This is a genomic window from Flavobacterium anhuiense, assembly GCF_050990855.1.
Classification (GTDB): domain Bacteria; phylum Bacteroidota; class Bacteroidia; order Flavobacteriales; family Flavobacteriaceae; genus Flavobacterium; species Flavobacterium anhuiense_C.
Window position 1 is genome coordinate 525,693 of the sequence record NZ_CP158861.1, and the last position, 19,859, is coordinate 545,551.

At 33.2% G+C, this 19,859-nt stretch carries 16 protein-coding genes; all 16 read right to left on the minus strand.

The window, feature by feature from the left end:
- Nucleotides 1-177: 177 nt before the first annotated feature.
- Nucleotides 178-1,407 (minus strand): 3-phosphoshikimate 1-carboxyvinyltransferase, encoded by a 1,230-nt coding sequence (locus tag ABTV69_RS02540; protein WP_433833960.1) that lies wholly within the window; start codon nt 1,405-1,407, stop codon nt 178-180.
- Nucleotides 1,408-1,540: 133 nt separating this feature from the next.
- Entirely contained in the window at nt 1,541-1,867 is a 327-nt protein-coding gene (locus ABTV69_RS02545) for a nucleotide pyrophosphohydrolase (protein WP_012022600.1), read from the minus strand.
- Nucleotides 1,868-1,870: 3 nt separating this feature from the next.
- Nucleotides 1,871-3,859, minus strand: coding sequence for a DUF3857 domain-containing protein (locus ABTV69_RS02550; protein ID WP_433833962.1), 1,989 nt, complete (start codon nt 3,857-3,859; stop codon nt 1,871-1,873).
- Between the two features lie 2 nt (nt 3,860-3,861).
- Nucleotides 3,862-5,778 carry a DUF3857 domain-containing protein gene (locus ABTV69_RS02555; protein WP_433833964.1) on the minus strand — a complete coding sequence of 639 codons (1,917 nt, stop codon included), beginning with the start codon at nt 5,776-5,778 and terminating at the stop codon, nt 3,862-3,864.
- A 1-nt stretch (nt 5,779) separates the two neighbouring features.
- Nucleotides 5,780-7,804: a transglutaminase domain-containing protein gene (locus ABTV69_RS02560; RefSeq protein ID WP_433833966.1), complete on the minus strand. Its 2,025-nt coding sequence runs from the start codon at nt 7,802-7,804 to the stop codon at nt 5,780-5,782.
- 31 nt (nt 7,805-7,835) lie between these two features.
- Nucleotides 7,836-9,743: a DUF3857 domain-containing protein gene (locus ABTV69_RS02565; RefSeq protein ID WP_433833968.1), complete on the minus strand. Its 1,908-nt coding sequence runs from the start codon at nt 9,741-9,743 to the stop codon at nt 7,836-7,838.
- A gap of 65 nt (nt 9,744-9,808) precedes the next feature.
- Nucleotides 9,809-10,261 (minus strand): D-aminoacyl-tRNA deacylase, encoded by a 453-nt coding sequence (gene dtd / locus ABTV69_RS02570; protein WP_433833970.1) that lies wholly within the window; start codon nt 10,259-10,261, stop codon nt 9,809-9,811.
- A 167-nt stretch (nt 10,262-10,428) separates the two neighbouring features.
- The gene (gene rsgA / locus ABTV69_RS02575; protein WP_433833972.1) at nt 10,429-11,406 is read right to left on the minus strand and encodes a ribosome small subunit-dependent GTPase A; all 978 of its coding nucleotides are present in this window, start codon (nt 11,404-11,406) and stop codon (nt 10,429-10,431) included.
- Nucleotides 11,407-11,666: 260 nt separating this feature from the next.
- Nucleotides 11,667-12,749: a bifunctional 3-deoxy-7-phosphoheptulonate synthase/chorismate mutase type II gene (locus tag ABTV69_RS02580; protein WP_053472520.1), complete on the minus strand. Its 1,083-nt coding sequence runs from the start codon at nt 12,747-12,749 to the stop codon at nt 11,667-11,669.
- A 13-nt stretch (nt 12,750-12,762) separates the two neighbouring features.
- Entirely contained in the window at nt 12,763-13,623 is an 861-nt protein-coding gene (locus ABTV69_RS02585; RefSeq protein ID WP_433833974.1) for a prephenate dehydrogenase, read from the minus strand.
- Between the two features lie 117 nt (nt 13,624-13,740).
- Nucleotides 13,741-14,886 (minus strand): pyridoxal phosphate-dependent aminotransferase, encoded by a 1,146-nt coding sequence (locus ABTV69_RS02590; RefSeq protein ID WP_433833976.1) that lies wholly within the window; start codon nt 14,884-14,886, stop codon nt 13,741-13,743.
- A 73-nt stretch (nt 14,887-14,959) separates the two neighbouring features.
- The gene (locus ABTV69_RS02595; RefSeq protein WP_433833978.1) at nt 14,960-15,799 is read right to left on the minus strand and encodes a prephenate dehydratase; all 840 of its coding nucleotides are present in this window, start codon (nt 15,797-15,799) and stop codon (nt 14,960-14,962) included.
- Between the two features lie 466 nt (nt 15,800-16,265).
- Nucleotides 16,266-17,432 carry a DUF1501 domain-containing protein gene (locus ABTV69_RS02600; RefSeq protein WP_433833980.1) on the minus strand — a complete coding sequence of 389 codons (1,167 nt, stop codon included), beginning with the start codon at nt 17,430-17,432 and terminating at the stop codon, nt 16,266-16,268.
- A gap of 11 nt (nt 17,433-17,443) precedes the next feature.
- Nucleotides 17,444-18,841 carry a DUF1800 domain-containing protein gene (locus tag ABTV69_RS02605; RefSeq protein WP_433833982.1) on the minus strand — a complete coding sequence of 466 codons (1,398 nt, stop codon included), beginning with the start codon at nt 18,839-18,841 and terminating at the stop codon, nt 17,444-17,446.
- 250 nt (nt 18,842-19,091) lie between these two features.
- Nucleotides 19,092-19,397, minus strand: coding sequence for a helix-turn-helix domain-containing protein (locus ABTV69_RS02610; protein WP_433833984.1), 306 nt, complete (start codon nt 19,395-19,397; stop codon nt 19,092-19,094).
- Nucleotides 19,381-19,728: a type II toxin-antitoxin system RelE/ParE family toxin gene (locus tag ABTV69_RS02615; protein WP_433833986.1), complete on the minus strand. Its 348-nt coding sequence runs from the start codon at nt 19,726-19,728 to the stop codon at nt 19,381-19,383. Before ABTV69_RS02615 ends, ABTV69_RS02610 begins: the two co-directional genes overlap by 17 nt.
- Nucleotides 19,729-19,859 lie beyond the last annotated feature (131 nt).

Genomic DNA, 19,859 nt, shown 5'->3' on the forward strand with positions numbered 1-19,859 from the left:
AAATTGTATTTTTTAACCATATAAGTGATATAAGTTCATTTAATTGAATCAAAAATGTAGCTGAGACTGAAAAAAACTACCATAAAAAAACCTCTGGTTGAAACCAGAGGCTATATTTATGTGCTTTGCATCGAACTTTTATTTAAATGAACTTATATCCCTTATATGGTTCAAATTTTACAATTCTGAGATTTGGAAATTTAGTGCTTTTAAATCGTTCCAGAAATCTGGATATGATTTTGAAACTACTCCTGCATCTTCGATGATAATTGGAACTTTAATCGTTAAAGGCGCAAAAGCCATCGCCATACGGTGATCGTTATATGTTCCTATTTTCACATCGTGGTTTATATTTTCTGATTTCACTAAAGTCAAACTATCGTTTGTAACCGAAATATTTGCACCTAATTTTGTCAACTCGATTCTTAAAGCTTCAAGTCTATCCGTTTCTTTAATTTTTAAAGTATGAAGACCTGTTAAATGGCATCCAATTCCTAAACCTAAACAGGTAACAACAATTGTTTGAGCAATATCTGGCGTGTTGTTCAATTCAAAATTTACATCTTCATAATTGAATCCAGCCACTTTTTCCAAAGTCATTTTATTGTTTTGGAAAGTTGTTTTCACTCCCATTTTCTCATAAATAGAAACTAATTCAGAATCCCCTTGAAGGCTGTTTTCTTTATAACTGCTTAAAGTGATTTTTGCAGTATCAGATAATGCCACAAGACTGAAGAAATAAGAAGCCGAACTCCAGTCAGATTCCACCACCATTTCTTTAGATTCAACTGCTTCTTTAGGGAATACTTTTATTACGTTTCCTTCAAAACTGGTTTTAATATCTAAATCAGCCAGTAAAGCTAAAGTCATTTTGATGTAAGGAATAGAAGTAATTTCGCCTTCCAAAGTCAGTTCTAAACCGTTATCCAATTTTGAAGCGACTAATAATAGTGCCGAAATATATTGGCTGCTTACATTTGCAGCCAAAGTTACTTTTGAAGCGGTAACTTTTTTTCCTTTAATTCGGATTGGAGGATATCCTTCTTCTTTTTCATAAGAGATTTCAACTCCCAATTGTCTTAAAGTATCTACTAAAATTTTAATTGGACGTTCTTGCATTCTGCTTGATCCCGTCATCACCACTTCTCTGCCTTCGTTCACCGCAAAATAGGCCGTTAAAAAACGCATTGCAGTTCCGGCGTGGTGAATGTCTACAATTTCATCGTTTCCAGCAAGCGCTTTTTGCATTACTTCGCTATCATCTGAGTTTGAAGTATTGGCTAAAGTAATATTTGGAAATAATGCTTTTAGTAATAATAAACGGTTCGTTTCACTTTTGGAACCCGTAATATTTAGTTGCGAATCATCAATGGTGAATGGTGAATTCGTGCTTAATTTTAAATTCATTTTTTTAATTGTAAGTTGTGAATTAAATTATGAATAACTTAGAAACATAATTCAGCCCCGCAATTTACCACTCCCCATTCATAATTCAAAATTCAAAACTCATAATTCAAAACTTATGAGTGATATTTCACAATTATTTCAATTTATCATTGTTTTTGTGACGATCTTTATCTCTAACCGATTTTAAATCCATTTTTTTATCAAAAGCAGCTTGTAAATCGATTCCAGTTTGATTTGCCAAACATAAAACTACAAAAACAACATCGGCTAGTTCTTCACCCAAGTCTTTGTTTTTATCGCTTTCCTTTTCCGATTGCTCTCCGTAACGACGTGCAATAATTCGGGCTACTTCGCCTACTTCTTCTGTCAATTGCGCCATATTGGTCAATTCGTTAAAGTAGCGAACGCCGTGTTCTTTTATCCAGGTATCAACATCTAATTGTGCATTTTTCAAATCCATCTTTTATATCTTTTTAAGAATTATCTTTTCATTTTGGCTTACGATTATCTTCTGAAAAAACTCTTTTATCATTTCGTAATCTTCAGCTGCAAAAATACTACTGTTGATTTCTTTTTGACTCACAATTTGAATTTTGTTTTCTGTAACCGAAAAATTTAATAAAAAGGACATTCTCTTGTCCTCTGATGCTATTCGGACTGGTTTTGGAATTGATTCTACAGCATAACCCTGCGGAATTTCAATATTAAAATTAAATTTCTCTAAGTTTTTATAGCCAAAATAAACTGGCATTTGTCTTTTTTCCTGATTGAATGGATTTTTGCTTTGGCCAAAAAACAGTAACGGACTTACAAAAATTTTCCCATCAATAATATCTGAACGATTGCTTGACGCAAATGAAAAAGTCTCTATCACCGACTGGTCTAAATTTGATTTCTGATTTTCTATTTTATAATTTGAAATCTCCACACCGCCCAATCTGTTTTCAAATTTTTCAAGATAAACATCTTCTGTTTTCGAATTATTTTCGACTCTAAAAGTGTATGCATCATAATCTGTTCGCTGCACTCTTCCTTGACCATCCATTTTTCCATCGGGTTTTATTTTGACTATCATCGTGTAGATTTCTTTGGACTGTAATGCAGAATCTAATTCGATTTCTTCTGAAGCACCGTCTTTTTTTATCAATCTTCCTTTCCAATTTAAAACATTTAAAGGCAAAATGTTAGGCGTTGTAAATTTATGCGTTGCATCCAAAAGGATTTTTTTACCATCAATTTCGGCTGCCGCAATAACATAATTGAATCCAGCTCTTGTGGGATAAACAGGAAGTCCATTTTGAATTGTGCTCACCAAAACAGGATTTGCTTCTAAACCAGCTGAGCGAAGCATATTTATCAAAATAAAATTGATTTCTGCGACATTTCCCGTTTGGTCTTTATAAGCCTTCTCAACTCCTTTTTCTGTGTAACAGCTATTAATATCATTCCAATTCATTCGATTTTTTACATAGGTAAAAATCAGATTCAGCTTTTCGTTTTTATCTTCTACATTAACTAATAATTTATTCAAGTCGTCTGTAAATAATGCACTATGATTAAGCTGTTTACCAAAACTATCATCTTTAAAAATCGTTTTGGCAACACCTTCCCAAGTTAAACTGTAATCTTTTACGGGCTGATCTGGAAGACGAACTCTTTCTAATTCTTGCTGAATGCTTCCGCGATAATTTTCGAGATTATTGATGTATGGTTCGTCTTTTAATGCGGGAACCTCTTTTCCTTTATAAAAAGTTTCAATTTGTCTATAATTAAATGAACTTGTCTGACTATATGCATTATCAAAACTTTGACTAGCTGCTGTAAATTTGGATTCTGTTTCGAGGGGAATTCCTCCAATTAAAATTGGTTTATAAATATAAAACTCAGGAATCTGTGTCTTGTAATAAAAGTAGTCCACTGGGATATTAAACTGAATATCAAAATCTGGAAACTTTCCTAGATTCTCAGATCGAAGAACATATTTATATTCAATTACAGAACCCACTTTCACATTTGGCAACGTAATAGTTTTTTCTTTCCAATATTGATTGATTTTGTTTTTAAAAGCGCCTTGATTATCTAGTTTCGTTTTTACAATGTTACCATTTTCCAAATTATAGGTAACCGCTTCCGAAAATTCTAAACGGTCTTCATTTAACTTTTCATATCCGATATAAAAACGCACTTTTTGATCGGCCCAGCTTAAACCTTCTTTTTTATAAATTTTGATTTTTACTTCGCAAACATGGTTGGCATAAAACCCAACATCTTTATTATAACCAAAATAAGTTCTTCCTTTCTTAAACAAAATTGCCGCTGGCGCGGTGCTATCTTTAGGATGAACTTTCTCTTTTAATTCTGCAATGGTCACTTTACCCAATTCATAATTTTGAGCTTGAGTTGTCATTGTACTCCACAAAAAAGGAATACAAATGAGGAGAATTCTCAACATAATTAAATGCGTTTTAAAATTATTTTTTCGCTTTGTTTCGTAATCATTTCCTTATAGTAATCTTTTAAAATACCATATTGCTCACGAGGCACGATTGGCGAATTAATTTGATGCGACACCAACAGCTGCAACATATTATCATTAACCGCAATATTATATCTAAAAACTCCAAGTCCTTCCTCCATCACCAAAACTCCTGCAAGAGGAACGGTTTCTAGAGTAAATCCATCAGGAATATGGATACTAATATTGTATTTTTCTACAAAAGGAAATCCAAAATCTACAGGATACTCTCGTGTTTCTTGTTTAAAAGGATTTTTTGAGTTCGCAAAGAAAAGCATTGGTTTAATATATATTCTGTCACCAATAACTTCACTCCAATTGTCACTTGAAAATGAGAAATTTTCAATCGCTGGAAGCAATACATCTTTTTCGTTCGAACGGCTATAATCGCTTATTTCGATTTTGCCATATTTATTTTCAAGATCATCAAGATAGGCATCCTCTTTTATGTCTTCAAAACTATTTCGACAGTCCATTGCTTTGTGTTCTGTGTACTGGCGTCTCACTTTTCCGTTTATTTTGCCCCCAGCTTCAATGGTATAATCAATAGCAATATTATCTGCTGCAAATTTTTTAGGCGCCAAGTCAATACTTTCTGAAGTTCCATTTTTGCGAATTAGTCTTCCAATCCAATTTAAATCTCTTAGAGGAAGTACGTTTGGAGTTGAAAACGGATCTGTTGCATCCAACAATATCATTTCATCACCTGTTTCTACTGCAGCAATTACATAATTGAAGGCATTTAAATTCGGGAAATACGCAATTCCATTAGAACGGGTACTAATTAAAACAGGATTTGCTGCAAGCCCAGCAGTTCGAAGCATTGCGGTGAGCATTAAATTAATGTCGGCACTATTTCCGCTTTTTTCTTTGTACGCTTTACGGACTCCTTTTTCGCAAGAATATCCATAATGCTGATTCCATTTTACAGTTGATTTCACATATTCTAAAATCGCTGTAATTTTTGCATCGGGCTTTACTTTCCCTTCTAGTACAACTTTTAAATCATCTTCAAAATATCCAGATTTGTTTACTTCCGATCCGAAAGAATCATACTCATAGATTGTTTTGGCAACACTGGTCCAATCTGATGACAATGTTTTGTAAAACTGACCAGGAACGGCAATTCTTTCTAACTCTAAAGAAATTCCTGTTCTGTAGTTATCAATATTATTTACAAAAGCTTCTTCGCGCATTGCTGGAAGATTCTGAAAAACATATGTGGTTTCTGTAGCAATATAATTGTACGTATTAGCTATTTTTGAAGTTATTTTCGGAGGAAAAAAACCTTTCAGATTTTTTTTAAACTCAAAAGCATCTGGAAAAGTTGTTTTAAGTTCTGAATAATTAACAGGGAAATTTTCCTGAGCATTAAAATGATATAAACTTCCAAATCCTCCTTCTTCTGTAAATTGATATTCAATAATAGAACCTTCCTTTACATCTGGAAAAGCTATTTTTTTGATCCAATAGCTCGTATTTGTTTTTTCCACAAACTCGTTTTCAGGTTTCAATTTTGTCTTTACAATTTTTCCGTCAACCAAATTGTATGTATAAGCGCTAACGATATTGACGTAATTTGTTTTTCCTGCTGCAAAATAAATCAGGATATTGGACAAATTATAGGCTTCACTTTTATAAATCTTAACTTTCTTTGTGGTCGTCTTTTGAGAGTTTCCATTCCTATTAAGATCTATAGCAATATTGCTATACAGAATGGCTGCAACCGCAGCCGAATCTTTGGGATGTTTTTTTTCTTCTAATTGCGCAATTGTAACATTTCCTAAAGATGTATTTTGCGCATTACCTTTAAGGAATACACAAATTAAAAGTATAGAAATTACTACATTTCGCATTTTAAATTCTTTTTAAAACAATTTTCTCCGTTTCTTTTGCAATCATTGCCTTGTAGTACTCTTTCAACATCTCATACTTTTCGGCAGATATAATCGCTGCATTGATTTGATGTAAAATTGATAATTGCAATACGTTTTCATTAGCAACAATATTAAACTTAAAAGCTCCTAAATCGTCTTCCATTACCACTGCAGCGGGAGCGGGCAATGTTTCAACTGCAAAACCATCTGGAATCTTAATTGTGATATTATACTTATCTGCAAAAGGATAACTAAAATCAACGGGATATTCACGAATGTCTTGCTTAAAAGGGTTTTTGTCGTTGGTAAAAAATAACATTGGACTTACATAAATTTTTTCCCCAATAAGTTCACATAAATTATTTCCTGTAAAAGAATACGTTTCAACAATCGGAAGCAGAATATCTTTTTCATTCGTTTTAGAATAGTCGCTTATTTCAATTTTATTATTTGTGTTTTCAAGTTTTTCTAAATATTCTTCTTCTTTAAGATTACTTATATTATCCCTTAGTAACATTGCATTATAATCTGCAGATTGTCTTCTTGTTTTTCCTGTCACTTTTCCATCAGCTTCAATGCTGTACGTTAGAAAAACATTATCAGCAGATGTTTTCTCAGGCATTAAATTGATTTCCTCAGATGTTCCGTCTTTACGAATTAGCCTTCCGTACCAGTTTAAAACTCTCAGAGGTAAAATGTTTGGCGTTGAAAATTTTTCGGACGCATCTAATAAAATATATCCGTTTGGAGTTTCTACTGCCGTAATTACATAATTATACGCCGTTCTATTCGGAAATAAAGCAATTCCGTTTGAACGCGTACTCACTAGAACCGGATTTGCAGTTAGACCCGAATAACGCAACATTGCCGTAAGCATTAAATTAATATCGGCAATATTCCCTGTTTTTTCTTTATAAGCCTTTTTTACACCGTTATCACAGTTATAACCAGTATAGCTATTCCATTTCACGTTTGATTTTACGTGATTAAAGATAGCCCAAATTTTCTCTTCTGGCGTTTTAGTTTCGGCAAGCAGTTTCTTTACATCCTCTTCAAAATATCCGGTTTTATTTAATTCAGGACCAAAATCATCATAATCATATATTGTTTTTACTACCGAATTCCAATCTGTCGAAAGCTGTTTTATAGGTTTATTAGGAAACCTTGTCATAGACAGCTCATGAGAAACCGATGACATATAGTTTTCGATATTATTTACATACGCCTCATCTTTCATGGCCGCAAAGTTTTCTGCCAAATAAGTCGTTTGCATTTCTATATATTCAATTTTATCTTGATAAAACTCTGTTTGTGTTGCTCCGCCTCCAAAGCCTCCTGTACCACTTCTTTCTTTGGAATTTATAATGAATGATTTGTTGCTTTTTTCAGAAATTACCTTAGGGAAAATATAACCTTTTTGGGCTGGAGTAAAAACAAAATACTCAGGAACAAATGTTTTAAACTCTGAATAATTTACAGGAATATTTGTTTGAAAATCCCAATCGCGAATAAGCACATCTGGACTTCTAACACTGTATTTAAATTCTATAACAGAACCTTCTTTAACGTTAGGTAACGTAATTTTTTTCTGGCTTCTAAATTTGCTTACCGCTTCATCGAATATTCCGTCACTTTTTAATTTAGTAGCTTCGATTTTACCTCCTACTAAATTGAAAGTTACAGCATCGCTAACAGATACTTTTTCCTTAAAATCGGTACTGTTATAATACCAGATTGCTTGATTGGCCCAATTATAGCCTTCTTTTTTATAAATTTTAATACGGGTTTCAACATCAAAATAAGTGACAAAACCAATATTTTGATCATAGTCAATTCTGGTTTTTCCTTTTTTGTATAAAATCGCGGCGGCTGCAGATGAATCTTTTGGGTGAAATTTTTGTTCCAATTCTGCAACAGACACTTTTCCTAATTTGAATTCCTGTGACATTATTTTAGGAGAAAATAATAAAATCACAAACAGTGTAAATAGTTTAATAATTTTCATTGGTAATTTTTGGTTGGTTTATTATAATGGGTTAGTTCTTTGTCAATATTATTTTAGCATTATCGTTTCTCGATATTTGTTCCATAAACAATCGGTATTCATCATATTCTTTGCTAGAATATTTTCCCTTGTTGAGCAACATAGATCTTTTATACGTCAATTTAGTATTGTCTTTTTTAATGATTTCGGTTTTGTATTCGCCAAATTTCCCTTTTAGCTCATAATTTGAAGGCAAGAATTCGATGCTGAAACCTTCTGGAAGATTAATTTCAATTTCGTCTGTATCCAAATAACCACGCTGAATTTGAAATGGATTTTTACGGTTTCTAATTCGTTTTACGTTTCCTGTATATTGATTGAAAGCATCAACAACAAACATCATTTTATTTCCCGAAAGCGTTCCGTAATTGGCCGCGCTTAAATGAACATCTTCGATAAAACGAATATTTTCTTTATCGTTGGTAAAAGTGATTTTGCCTAATTTTAAATTATTAATATTATCCCAATACTCCTTGTAATGTTCTTCTTTCTCGTTTGGTTGCATCGTTTCTACTCGAGATTTACTTGCATATATGCTTCCTTGTGATGCAATTTTTAAAACACCCGAAAAATTTCCGGTTTGATCAATTGTATACACTCCTTTACCATCTTGTATATTTCCTTTATCATCGTAGATTTTAGTTCTCACAATTTCTCCTCCCTCTGGTTTTACAACCAAAACATCACGATCATCGGTAAAAGTTCCCTGATACCCAAACGGATCATCTTGGCTTGTACATTCTAGCCAGATATAATTATCCTTATTCGGAATTGCCAAAATCATATGATTTCCTTGCATCGAAACAAAATCTGACTGAATATCTGATTTGTAACGATCGCCATATAAAATAGTATTATAAGATGGCACATCTACAACCTGCAAAAGTGCTTTGGTATAATTGGATAACGCTTTGCAATCGCCATATCCTAAACGATCAACATCATTGGCCATCATAGGCTTCCAGCCCCCAATACCAATGGCAATGTTTACATAACGAGATTTTTTCTGCACATAATCGTAAATGATTCTAGCTTTCTTGACAGGATCTTTTTCGTCTCCAACCAAAGCTTTGATTTTTACTTTTGTCTCCTCAGGCAAAATAGTTGTTCCTGTTAAGATTTTATCGCCATACCATTTACCAAATGCCTCCCAAGTAGTAGCATTTCCGTCAACTCCTTCTAAATGGAAGTTTTCTAAACCCATCATAATTTTAGGAAAAAGATCTGAAGGAGACGGACTCAGATCTTCTTGTTTTTGAGCAACGATATTTGTTGCAACATAACTTAAATTGGTATCTGTATCAGCCGTTTTTTGTATGTTGAAGTGATTAAACTGAAACTCTTTTTTCTTAAAGCCCAATCCTTTCGGATAAGTAACATTTAGAACACATTTTTCTACACTCAAATTATAACCGCCAATAAAATACCATTTCGGTATAAATGCAGTATTGGAAGTTTCAATTTCGCTTGTATAAGCAATTGTAAAAGGATATGAAACAGGAGTATAATTTAAATACAGCACGCGGCTATCTGAAAAAAGCGTACTACCGCCTACCGCGCTCTGGTCTTTAAAATCTTTTCTTTTGATTTTTTTTATTTCGTTTCCTAATGCATCATAAACGACAGCTTCAATATTTTTTATTGAAGTTGTTTTATCATAATGCTGATAAGAATTAATATCATCTAATCCTTTTTCATTTAAAACAGAAACAACTCTTTGTACTTTAATGTTCATACTTCTTTGTGAAGCAATAACAATATCCATCTGATCTAAGCGAAGAATAGCATCTGCATTTTGCTTTAAACTATCAGGAACAGAAAGTATTGGATAAGCGCTCTTTTGAGCAAAAGAAGAAAAAGTTATTAAGAATAAAAATAATGCGCAAAAAGGGATTTTCATTAGTAAGGATTTTCATCAAATATATATTATTTTTAGAAATCCTTAACAAATGTTTAATAATATTTTTACTCCCTGTTTTTGCTGTCCATTACAATTGTAACTGGCCCGTCATTAAGAAGACTCACCTTCATATCAGCACCAAAAATTCCCGTTTGCACTTTCTTTCCAAACTCTTTTTCTATCGCTTTAACAAAATTCTCGTAAGTCGGAATTGCGAAATCTGGTTTTGAAGCTTTTATATAAGAAGGTCGGTTTCCTTTTTTAGTTGAAGCATGAAGTGTAAACTGACTTACGACAATGATATCGCCGTCAACATCTTGAACCGAGCAGTTCATTACGTCGTTTTCGTCACCAAAGATTCTCATTTTTATGATTTTTCCAGCAAGCCAGTCAATGTCTTCCTGCGTGTCGGCATCTTCAATTCCGACTAAAACCAATAAACCTTTTTGAATATCTGCTGTTTTTTGGCCATCAACTGTTACTGATGCTTCTGAAACTCTTTGGATAACTACTCTCATTATAATTTGAATTGTGGTTTTATGCCACAGATTAATAGATTTTACGGATTACATTGTAAACGTTAGATCGACTGCAGTGCATCTCTACAATCTAAACGTTGCGTTATTCAATTGGAATTTGGAATTTAAAAAATTGGAATTTATAGTTAACCATTCACAATTTACAATTACTTTCTCGTTTCATCACTCGCCGCACGATCTTCTCCGTAAGTATCTGTACGATAATGTTCTTCGTCACCTTCGAGGATTTTTAAGTAACTATTGTAACGTGACCATGCAATTTCGTCTTTTTCTAAAGCTGCTTTAATGGCACAATGTGGTTCTTCTTTATGTAAACAATTGTTAAATTTACATTGATCTTTCAATCTGAAAAATTCTGGAAAATAACCACTAATTTCAGAAGGTTCCATATCTACAATCCCGAAACCTTTAATCCCTGGAGTATCGATAATTCGGGCATCAAAAGACAAATCATACATTTCGGCAAAAGTAGTGGTATGCTGACCTTGTTTGCTTTGTTCTGAAATTACAGAGGTTTTCAAATGAAGGCTTGGCTCCATGGCATTTACCAAAGTTGATTTACCAACTCCCGAATGCCCAGAAAACATACTTACTTTTCCAATCATCATTTCTTTCAATTTGTCAACGCCTTTATTTTCTGTAGATGAAATACGAAGACATTTATAGCCAATTTCAGAATATATATGCTGTAAGTAAAGCTGATCATCTAAAGTCTGATCGTTTAAAGTATCAATTTTATTAAAAATCAAAATCGCTTCAATTCCGTATGCTTCGGCAGTAACCAAAAAACGATCAATAAAACTTGTAGTCGTTGGTGGATTATCGATTGTAATCAGCAAGAAAACTTGATCGATATTAGAAGCGATAATATGAATCTGCTTAGACAAGTTAACCGATTTACGAACGATATAATTCTTTCTTTCATGAATAGTATGAATCGTTCCCGTTACGGCATCCGAAGTTTCATCCAATTCATAATCGACTATATCGCCTACAGCAATAGGATTAGTACTTTTAATACCTTTTATTCTAAATTTCCCTTTCATGCGACATTCCACAAAATCTCCTTTTTCAGATTTTACGGTATACCAGCTTCCTGTAGATTTATAAACGGTTCCAGTCATTCAATTCAAATTGTTGATTTTAGATTTCTGATTTTAGATTTAGATCCAAAACTTTTACAAAGATAAATGAATATTTTTAAACATAGCCCACGATTAAAACCGTGGGTTATGTTTAAAAAAACAAAATCCCCATTACCTCTTTCGAAGCAATAGGGATTTTAAAAAAACAATCTATTTTCAATTAATGCTATAAGAAATCTTAAAATTAAAGTTTGCGCAAACTTAAGTTATCTTATATCACTTATATAGTTTAGAAAAAATTATGCGTTGAAAATTTTCTCTTGGTGACCAATACTTTCTTGGTGAATTGCTTTGAACATTCTTAAAACGAACTCTTCAGTAAGACCTTTTTTCTCACCTTCTAAAATCATTTTTCCTAAGATTTCATTCCAACGGTTGTTTTGAAGGATCGCAACGTTTGCATCTTTTTTCACCTGACCAATTTCGTCAGCCACTTTCATACGTTTTCCTAATAACTCTAATAAGTTAGCATCCAAAACGTCGATGTTTGCTCTTAATTTTGTCATTTTTTGGCTGTACTCGTCTGTAGTATCATCCGTTTTTCTGATAGTCAAATCTTTAATGATTTGTTTCAAAGCGTCTGGAGTAACTTGCTGAGCAGCATCAGACCAAGCGTTGTCTGGATCGAAGTGTGTTTCGATGATCATACCATCGTAGTTCAAATCTAAAGCTTCTTGAGTTACTTCAAAAATCATTTTACGATCTCCAGTAATGTGAGATGGATCGATGATTAATGGTAAATCAGGGAATTTATTTTGCAATTCGATAGCGATTTGCCATTCTGGAATGTTTCTGTATTTTGTTTTTTCGTAAGTAGAAAAACCTCTGTGAATAACACCTAATTTCTCGATACCTGCCATGTGTAAACGCTCAACACCACCTAACCATAAAGCTAAATCTGGGTTTACTGGGTTTTTCACCAAAACAATTTTATCAGTTCCTTTTAATGTATCTGCAATTTCTTGAACTGCGAAAGGGTTTGCAGTTGTACGTGCACCAACCCATAACACATCGATATCGTGTTCTAAAGCCAGTTTACAGTGCGCTGCAGTTGCAACTTCAGTTCCCATTAATAAACCAGTTTCAGCTTTTGCTTTTTGTAACCATTTTAATCCAATTTCACCAACACCTTCGAATCCTCCTGGACGCGTTCTTGGTTTCCAGATTCCAGCTCTGAATACGCTAACTTTTGAATCTTTTAATTCGTGAGCGATTTTCAAAACTTGATCTTCAGTTTCTGCACTACAAGGTCCAGCTATCACAAGTGGGTGATTTAAATTGAAATCTTCTAACCACTTTCTCATTTCTTTCTTATTTTCCATCTTAATTCTAATTTTACTTTTTAGTTGTTGTTAATCCGTTTAGTATTTCTTTTATTTTATTTGTGCTTTCCATTTCTTCAAAAATGGCGTTGTAATCTTCTTCTTTCAGCAAATCTCTAAACCGACTTAGGTTCGAAATATATGCTTCTAATGTTTCTAGAACGTATTCTTTATTCTGTTTAAAAATCGGCGTCCACATGGCCGGCGAACTTTTTGCTAGACGAACCGTGCTTTCAAATCCACTTCCCGCCATGTCAAAAATATCCTGTTCGTCTTTTTCTTTATTCATTACCGTTTTCCCAAGCATAAACGAACTTATGTGCGATAAATGCGAAACGTAAGCAATGTGTTTATCATGCGAAACGGGATCCATATATCGAATTCTCATTCCAATTGAAGTAAAAAGATTCAAAGCTTTTTCTTGTAATTTAAAAGCTGTCTTTTCGACTTCACAGATAATGTTTGTTTTTCCTTGAAACAAACCTCTTATTGCTGCTGATGGACCCGAAAACTCTGTTCCGGCAATTGGATGCGTTGCAATAAAATTTCTTCTTTTTGGGTGATTGGCTACTGCTTCACAGATTGGCTTTTTAGTCGATCCTACTTCAAAAACAATTGTTTTATCTCCTACTGCATCCAAAACTTTAGGTAAAACCGTCAACGCTACATCTACAGGAACCGAAACAATTACAAAATCTGCTTTTTGTAGATCTTCGAAACTTCCCGGTTCGTCGATAACTCCTAAATCAATTGCTTCCTGCAAATGTTTTTCATTACTATCGATTCCTAAAATAGTCGCATCAGGATAACGTCCTTTGATGTCTAACACCATTGAACCGCCTATTAACCCTATTCCTATTACGTATACTTTCATATTTTTTTAAAATTCCAAGCTTTAAAATTCCAAATTCCAACCTTATTTAACCGCAAAGTTCGCAAAGAATTTACGTAAGGTTCGCAAATCTGAAATCTAAAATCTACATTCTAATATCTAAAATCGATCAATAGCTTCTTGTACTTTTTCTTCTTTTACACACAATGAGAATCTGATATATCCTTCACCGTTGCTTCCAAAAATGGTCCCAGGTGTAATGAAAATATGTTTCTCATATAATATTTCGTCAATGAACTTCTCTGCTGATTCTATTCCTTCTGGAAGTTTTGCCCAAACGAACAATCCAACTCCTTCTTTATATACTTTGCAGTTTAATTTTTCTGCAAGTTTTTCGGTCAATTCTCTACGGCGTCTGTAAATTTTGTTTTGATCTTCAAACCAAGATTTATCACATTTTAAAGCTGCAATTGCTCCTTTCTGTATTCCGTAGAACATTCCGCTGTCCATATTGCTTTTTACTTTTAGAACCGCATCGATAATTTCAGGATTTCCTAAAACCATTCCGACTCTCCAGCCTGCCATGTTGAATGTTTTACTTAAAGAGTTTAATTCTAAAGCCACATCTTTTGCGCCTTCAACTTGCAATAAACTCATCGGATTATCATTCAAAACAAAACTATACGGATTATCATTGATCAATAATATGTTATGTTTTTTAGCAAAAGCAACCAATTTTTCAAATAACGCTAAACTTCCTTTAGCTCCTGTTGGCATGTGCGGATATCCCAGCCACATTAATTTTACTTTCGAAAGATCCAATTTTTCTAAAGCTTCGAAGTCTGGTTCCCATGCATTTTCTTCTTTTAAATCATAATAAACTGGAACCGCTTCTACCAAATTGGTTACCGAAGTATACGTTGGATAACCTGGATTCGGAATTAAAACGTGATCGCCTGGATTTAAAAATGCAAGCGAAATATGCATAATTCCTTCTTTTGACCCCATGAGCGGTAAAATCTCATTATTTGGATTCACTTCAACACCAAACTGATTTTGATAAAAATCTGCCATCGCCTGCCTCATTTCTGGTAATCCCTGATAGCTTTGATAACCATGCCCATTCTCGTCCTGAATTGCTGAAGCTACTGCTTCAATTACGGCTTTCGACGGACTCAAATCAGGGCTTCCAATTCCCATATTGATGATCGATTTTCCTTCAGACATCAGTTGCCTCACTTCTCTTAATTTTGATGAGAAGTAGTATTCTTCAACTGTGTCTAATCGTTTTGCTGTTGTAATCATTTTTTTATTTGCTTTAGGCTCTTTTAAACTTTTTAATTTGTTTTTTGACTTTAAGACTTTCGACTTTCCAACTTTAAGACTCACTCAAAGGTTTCGTATTTTTATATTCTCCCAACACTTTAAAATATTCTGCCATTATGTTTAATAACGCTTTGGCTTTTGCAAAATCTTCGTATTTCTCGAATGTTACGTCTACGAAGAAGGAATATTTCCAAGGTGTTTCAATTTTTGGAAGCGACTGGATTTTTGTCAAATTCAGTTTGCAGTCGCTCATTACATTTAAAACTGCCGCTAAGCTTCCCCTTTTATGATCTAATTCAAATTTTACCGAAGCTCTGTTGATTTCGCTTTCTGGCAAAAATGAATTTTGCTTTTTAATGATTACGAAACGAGTCATATTGTTTTTAATCGTTTGAATCGATGATGCAATAATATCCAAATCGTACATTTCAGCTGCTGTTTGACTTGCAATTGCAGCAATTCCGGTTAATTGTTTTTCCTGAATTCTTCTTGCTGTTTCTGCTGTATCTTTATCCTCAACCAATTTGATATTTGGATATTGTTTCAAGAAATCCATACATTGCAAAAGTGCCATCGGGTGGGAATGAACTTCTCTGATATCTTCAATTTTCTGACCTTTTAAAGCCATTAAATTTTGCTGAATATTTAAATAATGCTCTCCAATAATGTGTAAATTATTCTTGTCTATCAAAGCATAATTCGGAATAATTGGGCCTGCAATCGAGTTTTCAATCGCCATAACAGCCTGATCCGATTTTCCGGCAATAAGGCTGTCGATCAATTCTTCAAAAGACAAACATTCATCAATATCCACATTTTCAGAGAAATACTCTTTCACAACCTGATGATGAAATGATCCTTTAATACCTTGTATCGCAATTTTCGTTGTCATATAGTCAAAAAAAAATCCTGATTTGCATCAGGATTGTATATTAGTTTTATTTGTCTTAAAATTTGATCTCAAATAACCATAGCACAATCCTCACTTCTACTAAAGAAGAAATAAAAAGAGTTGCTAAAATAAAAACGGTTACTTGCCATTTTGTTTGTGTTTTGTTTTAAATTCTCTGCGAATGTATAAATTATTTTTAGTGCACCAAAAAAAAGATTGCATTTTATGAAACAAAAAAGGATTTCTTAACAAATTTAGCAGGTTTTGTACGATAATATAAAAAAATAGACTTAAAATGAGAATATTGAATTGAGGTTCTGAGGTTCTGAGAATCTAAGTGACTAAGTTTTTTTTTGCCACGACTCGAGCGATAGCGAACAGGCGAAGCAATTCACGAATTAGCTCAAATCATTCTAGTTATACAAATAATATTCTATGTGTTTGTCATTTCTATCAAAGATTGCGATTATCCAAATAACCCAGAAACCGGTCTATTCGTAATTCCTATTTTCGAATAATCAAAATCCATTTTTTGTTTTAATAATGATGCGTAGACACTTCTAAAATCTATTTCGTATTTTAAATCACCGTTATCTAAGTCGGCTAAGTTTGGATTTTTCCCTAAAATCGTTCCTTTATTATTCCCTCCGATTATGAACATTGGCGCTGCGGTTCCGTGATCGGTTCCGTTTCCGTTGTCTTTTACTCTTCGCCCAAATTCTGAGAAAACAACTATTGTAACATTTTGAAGCAACTGTGCTTGTTTTAAATCGCTGTAAAAACTATAAAGAGCATCATTTAAATCTCCCAGTCTTTTTTCGTGAATGGCAAGCTGATTATCATGTGTGTCAAATCCGCTGAGAGAAGTGTAATAAACTTTCGAATTTAAGTTTCCTTTTATTAATCTTGAAATCCATTCCAGGTTTTTAGATAATTCTGTTTTCGGATAACTGATTTCATTTTTTGATTTGGCTAATGCTTTCTGAATCTCATCTGAACCTTCTGTAACCGAATTAGCAATCTTTCGAACAAAATCTAAATGCGGATTTTGTGATAAAGTTACGTTCTCTTCTTTTGCTTTTACTTTAAATCGGTTTGGATCTTTTATTGTGATAAAATTCGGCTCGACTCCTTTTAAAGCTAAATTATCAATCGAATCTAAATTTATTCCCGCCGTCGCTTGGTGTCCGTTGCATTGCAAATCCAAAAATCTTCCTAGCCAGCCTTCATTACTATATTTATTAGAATCAACAGCAGTTTGCCAAATTTCCTGACTTCTAAAATGCGAACGAATGGGCTCTGGATATCCGACATTTTGAATTACCGTTAAATCTCCATTTTGTTGCATTTGCGCAAAATCTTTCAATGAAGGATGAAATGCCATTCCTTTATTTTTACCGACAACAGCATCTTTATTTAGAGCAATTTTTGTTCGCAAATCATAATACAACGGATCGTCGTACGGAATAAAAGTATTCAAGCCGTCGTTTCCTCCGTTCAATTGGACAAAAACAATGCATTGTTCGCCAACAACTAAATTCGTTTGCGAACCAAAAGCGTGTAAAAAATCAGGAAGCACAAGCAGTCCGCCTGTAAATGTTCCTGTTAATGTTAGAAAACTTCTTCTGTTCATAATCTTATTTTCTAAATTAATTGATATTCCGGCAGTTTTGTAATGTAATTGAATACGCGAACAACTGCAAAATCGGCATGAGGTGCTTTAGGATCAAAATCGTATTTCAAAAGGTTTTCCATGTCCTTTTGAGCCAAGTCGCTTACTGCGAATAACAATCTGTTTGATAATTCAGAAATAATGGTTTTATTATTTCCGTTGGAATCAAAAGTGACTTTTACATCCGCTTTCTCATATTCTGATTTTTCTTTTTCAACTCCGTTCATCATCGTTTTCAAAACCTTTCGAGTTAAGGTTTTTCCACTGCATAACAAATCGGCTGTATTATTTCTTTGGAGATAAATCTGCGAAGTCAGCCAAGAGTTTCCGCCGTCCCAGCCTTTCACATTTACTTGATCATACAAATCCATTCCTTGTTGTTTGATAAATGCCATAATTGCAGCGTCATCAACATTCTCGATCTGTAATTCATCATAAAGCTGTAAAATATAAACCAGTGGATTTTTGATTTTATTTCCGGAATTCTCTTTTTTGAATTCTTCTGTAAAAATCTTAGTCAGTAAAGGCTGGATTTCGAATTTTTCTTTTCTGAAATAATCTCCATAATACGTCACCAAATCTTCTGGCGGATTATCATATACAAACCATTTCAGAATTTTTCTGGTAATTAGGTAAGGAATGTTTTTCTGTTCGAAAATAATATCAACCAAATCATCTGCTTTCCAGTTTCCAGTTTTTCCGAAATAGGTTTTATCACTATTGTCTTCTATATTTTTTCGGTAAACCGCGCCATCATCGCCAATGTTTAATCCAGCTAATGCTTTTGCGCCATTTTTAATGTCGTTTTCAGTATAATTTCCAATTCCGATAGTAAATAATTCTAACAATTCACGGCTAAGATTTTCGTTGACTTTTCCTTTTTTATTGTCGCCGTTATCAAGATATCTTACCATTGCATTAGATTTCAGAATCTGTTTGGTCAGTTCTTTAAAATTTCCAAAAGCATTTTCGCGCAAAATCATATTGTGCTGATAAATCCAGTAATTGATTTTCACTTTTTGAGAAGTCGACACGAAATGATTGTGCCAAAAGCAAACCATATTTTCCCGAAGCGGAAATTCATCTATACGCATTTTAGCAATCCACCATTTTTTAAATGCTGCATTTGCCTGATTTTCTTTTTTCTGAAATTCTTTTCTGGTTTCGGGACCTGAGATTTTTATTTGCTCTCTGATCTCCTTTAATTCTAAAGTCGTTTTAGGTTGATCCTGCAGAAAATCTGGAAGTTGTTTGTCAAATTTGGAGTTATAGGAATGTTTTAGAAATTTCTCTAATCCTATTTTTTCAATTTGAACAGCTTGTTTTCTTGAAAAACCTAATCGTAATGACCAAAGATTGCTTTTTTTCATAATTCAGAAATTATTACAATAAGACTTTTGTTTATCGCAAAGGTTTAATTTTTAGACTCTAAGATACTAAGATTCTAAGTCTGAAATATGTTATTTGGTATTAATTAGAACGAGGAAAATTTGGGGATATTGTCACTAGACAATCATAATCAAACATGGCCCACGATTTCAACCGTGGGAGACGTATCGTGCTCCTCTTTGTGTTCCCACGATTGAAACCGTGGGCGATGTTTATTAAGAGATTTAAAAATTAAAATTTGATTGATAATTCTAGATGTCCGCCCAAACCAATCTCAACAATTTTTTGTAACGTTGAAAACCTCGCTTCTTTTACGTTATTTTCAATTTTAGAAATATAAGATTTAGTTGACCCTACTTTTTCCGCAAGTTGTTCTTGCGTCATTCCTTTTTGAATACGTGCCTCTTGAAGCATCGATCCAATTTTAAAATTTTCATAACCTAATTCAAATTCATCACGTTTTGCGCTTCCCACTTCACCATATTGCTGATCGATGAATTGATCTAAACTCATTAAGTTTTTACTTTTCGTTTTCATACTCTCTCTTTATTTTTAATGCTTTTTCAATTTCGCTTTTTGGTGTCTTCTGTGTTTTCTTTTGAAATCCATTAGCCAAAACAACTAATTTTCCTTCATCGAAGAAACAAAATATTCTAAAAATATTAGATCCTAACTGAACTCTAATTTCATAAAGCCCATCCGTATTTTCGATATGCTTTAAGTACGCCGTTGAAATTCGATCTGTATATTCAATTAATCTGATGATCCAGATTATTTTATCTTTAACTTTTTTATCCTGAGCTTTATAAAATTCATTAAAATAATCTTTAAAGAGAAAAACATGCCTAATTTTAAAACTAGAATTCATTACAAATATATAAAAGTTGTCTTAAAGTGAAACAATAAATTACAAGATCAAAAATAATCACAAAACAAAATTATAAGAAAAAACTTATAAAATAAAATTACAACAAGAAAAAAGCAGCTATCAAAAATGAT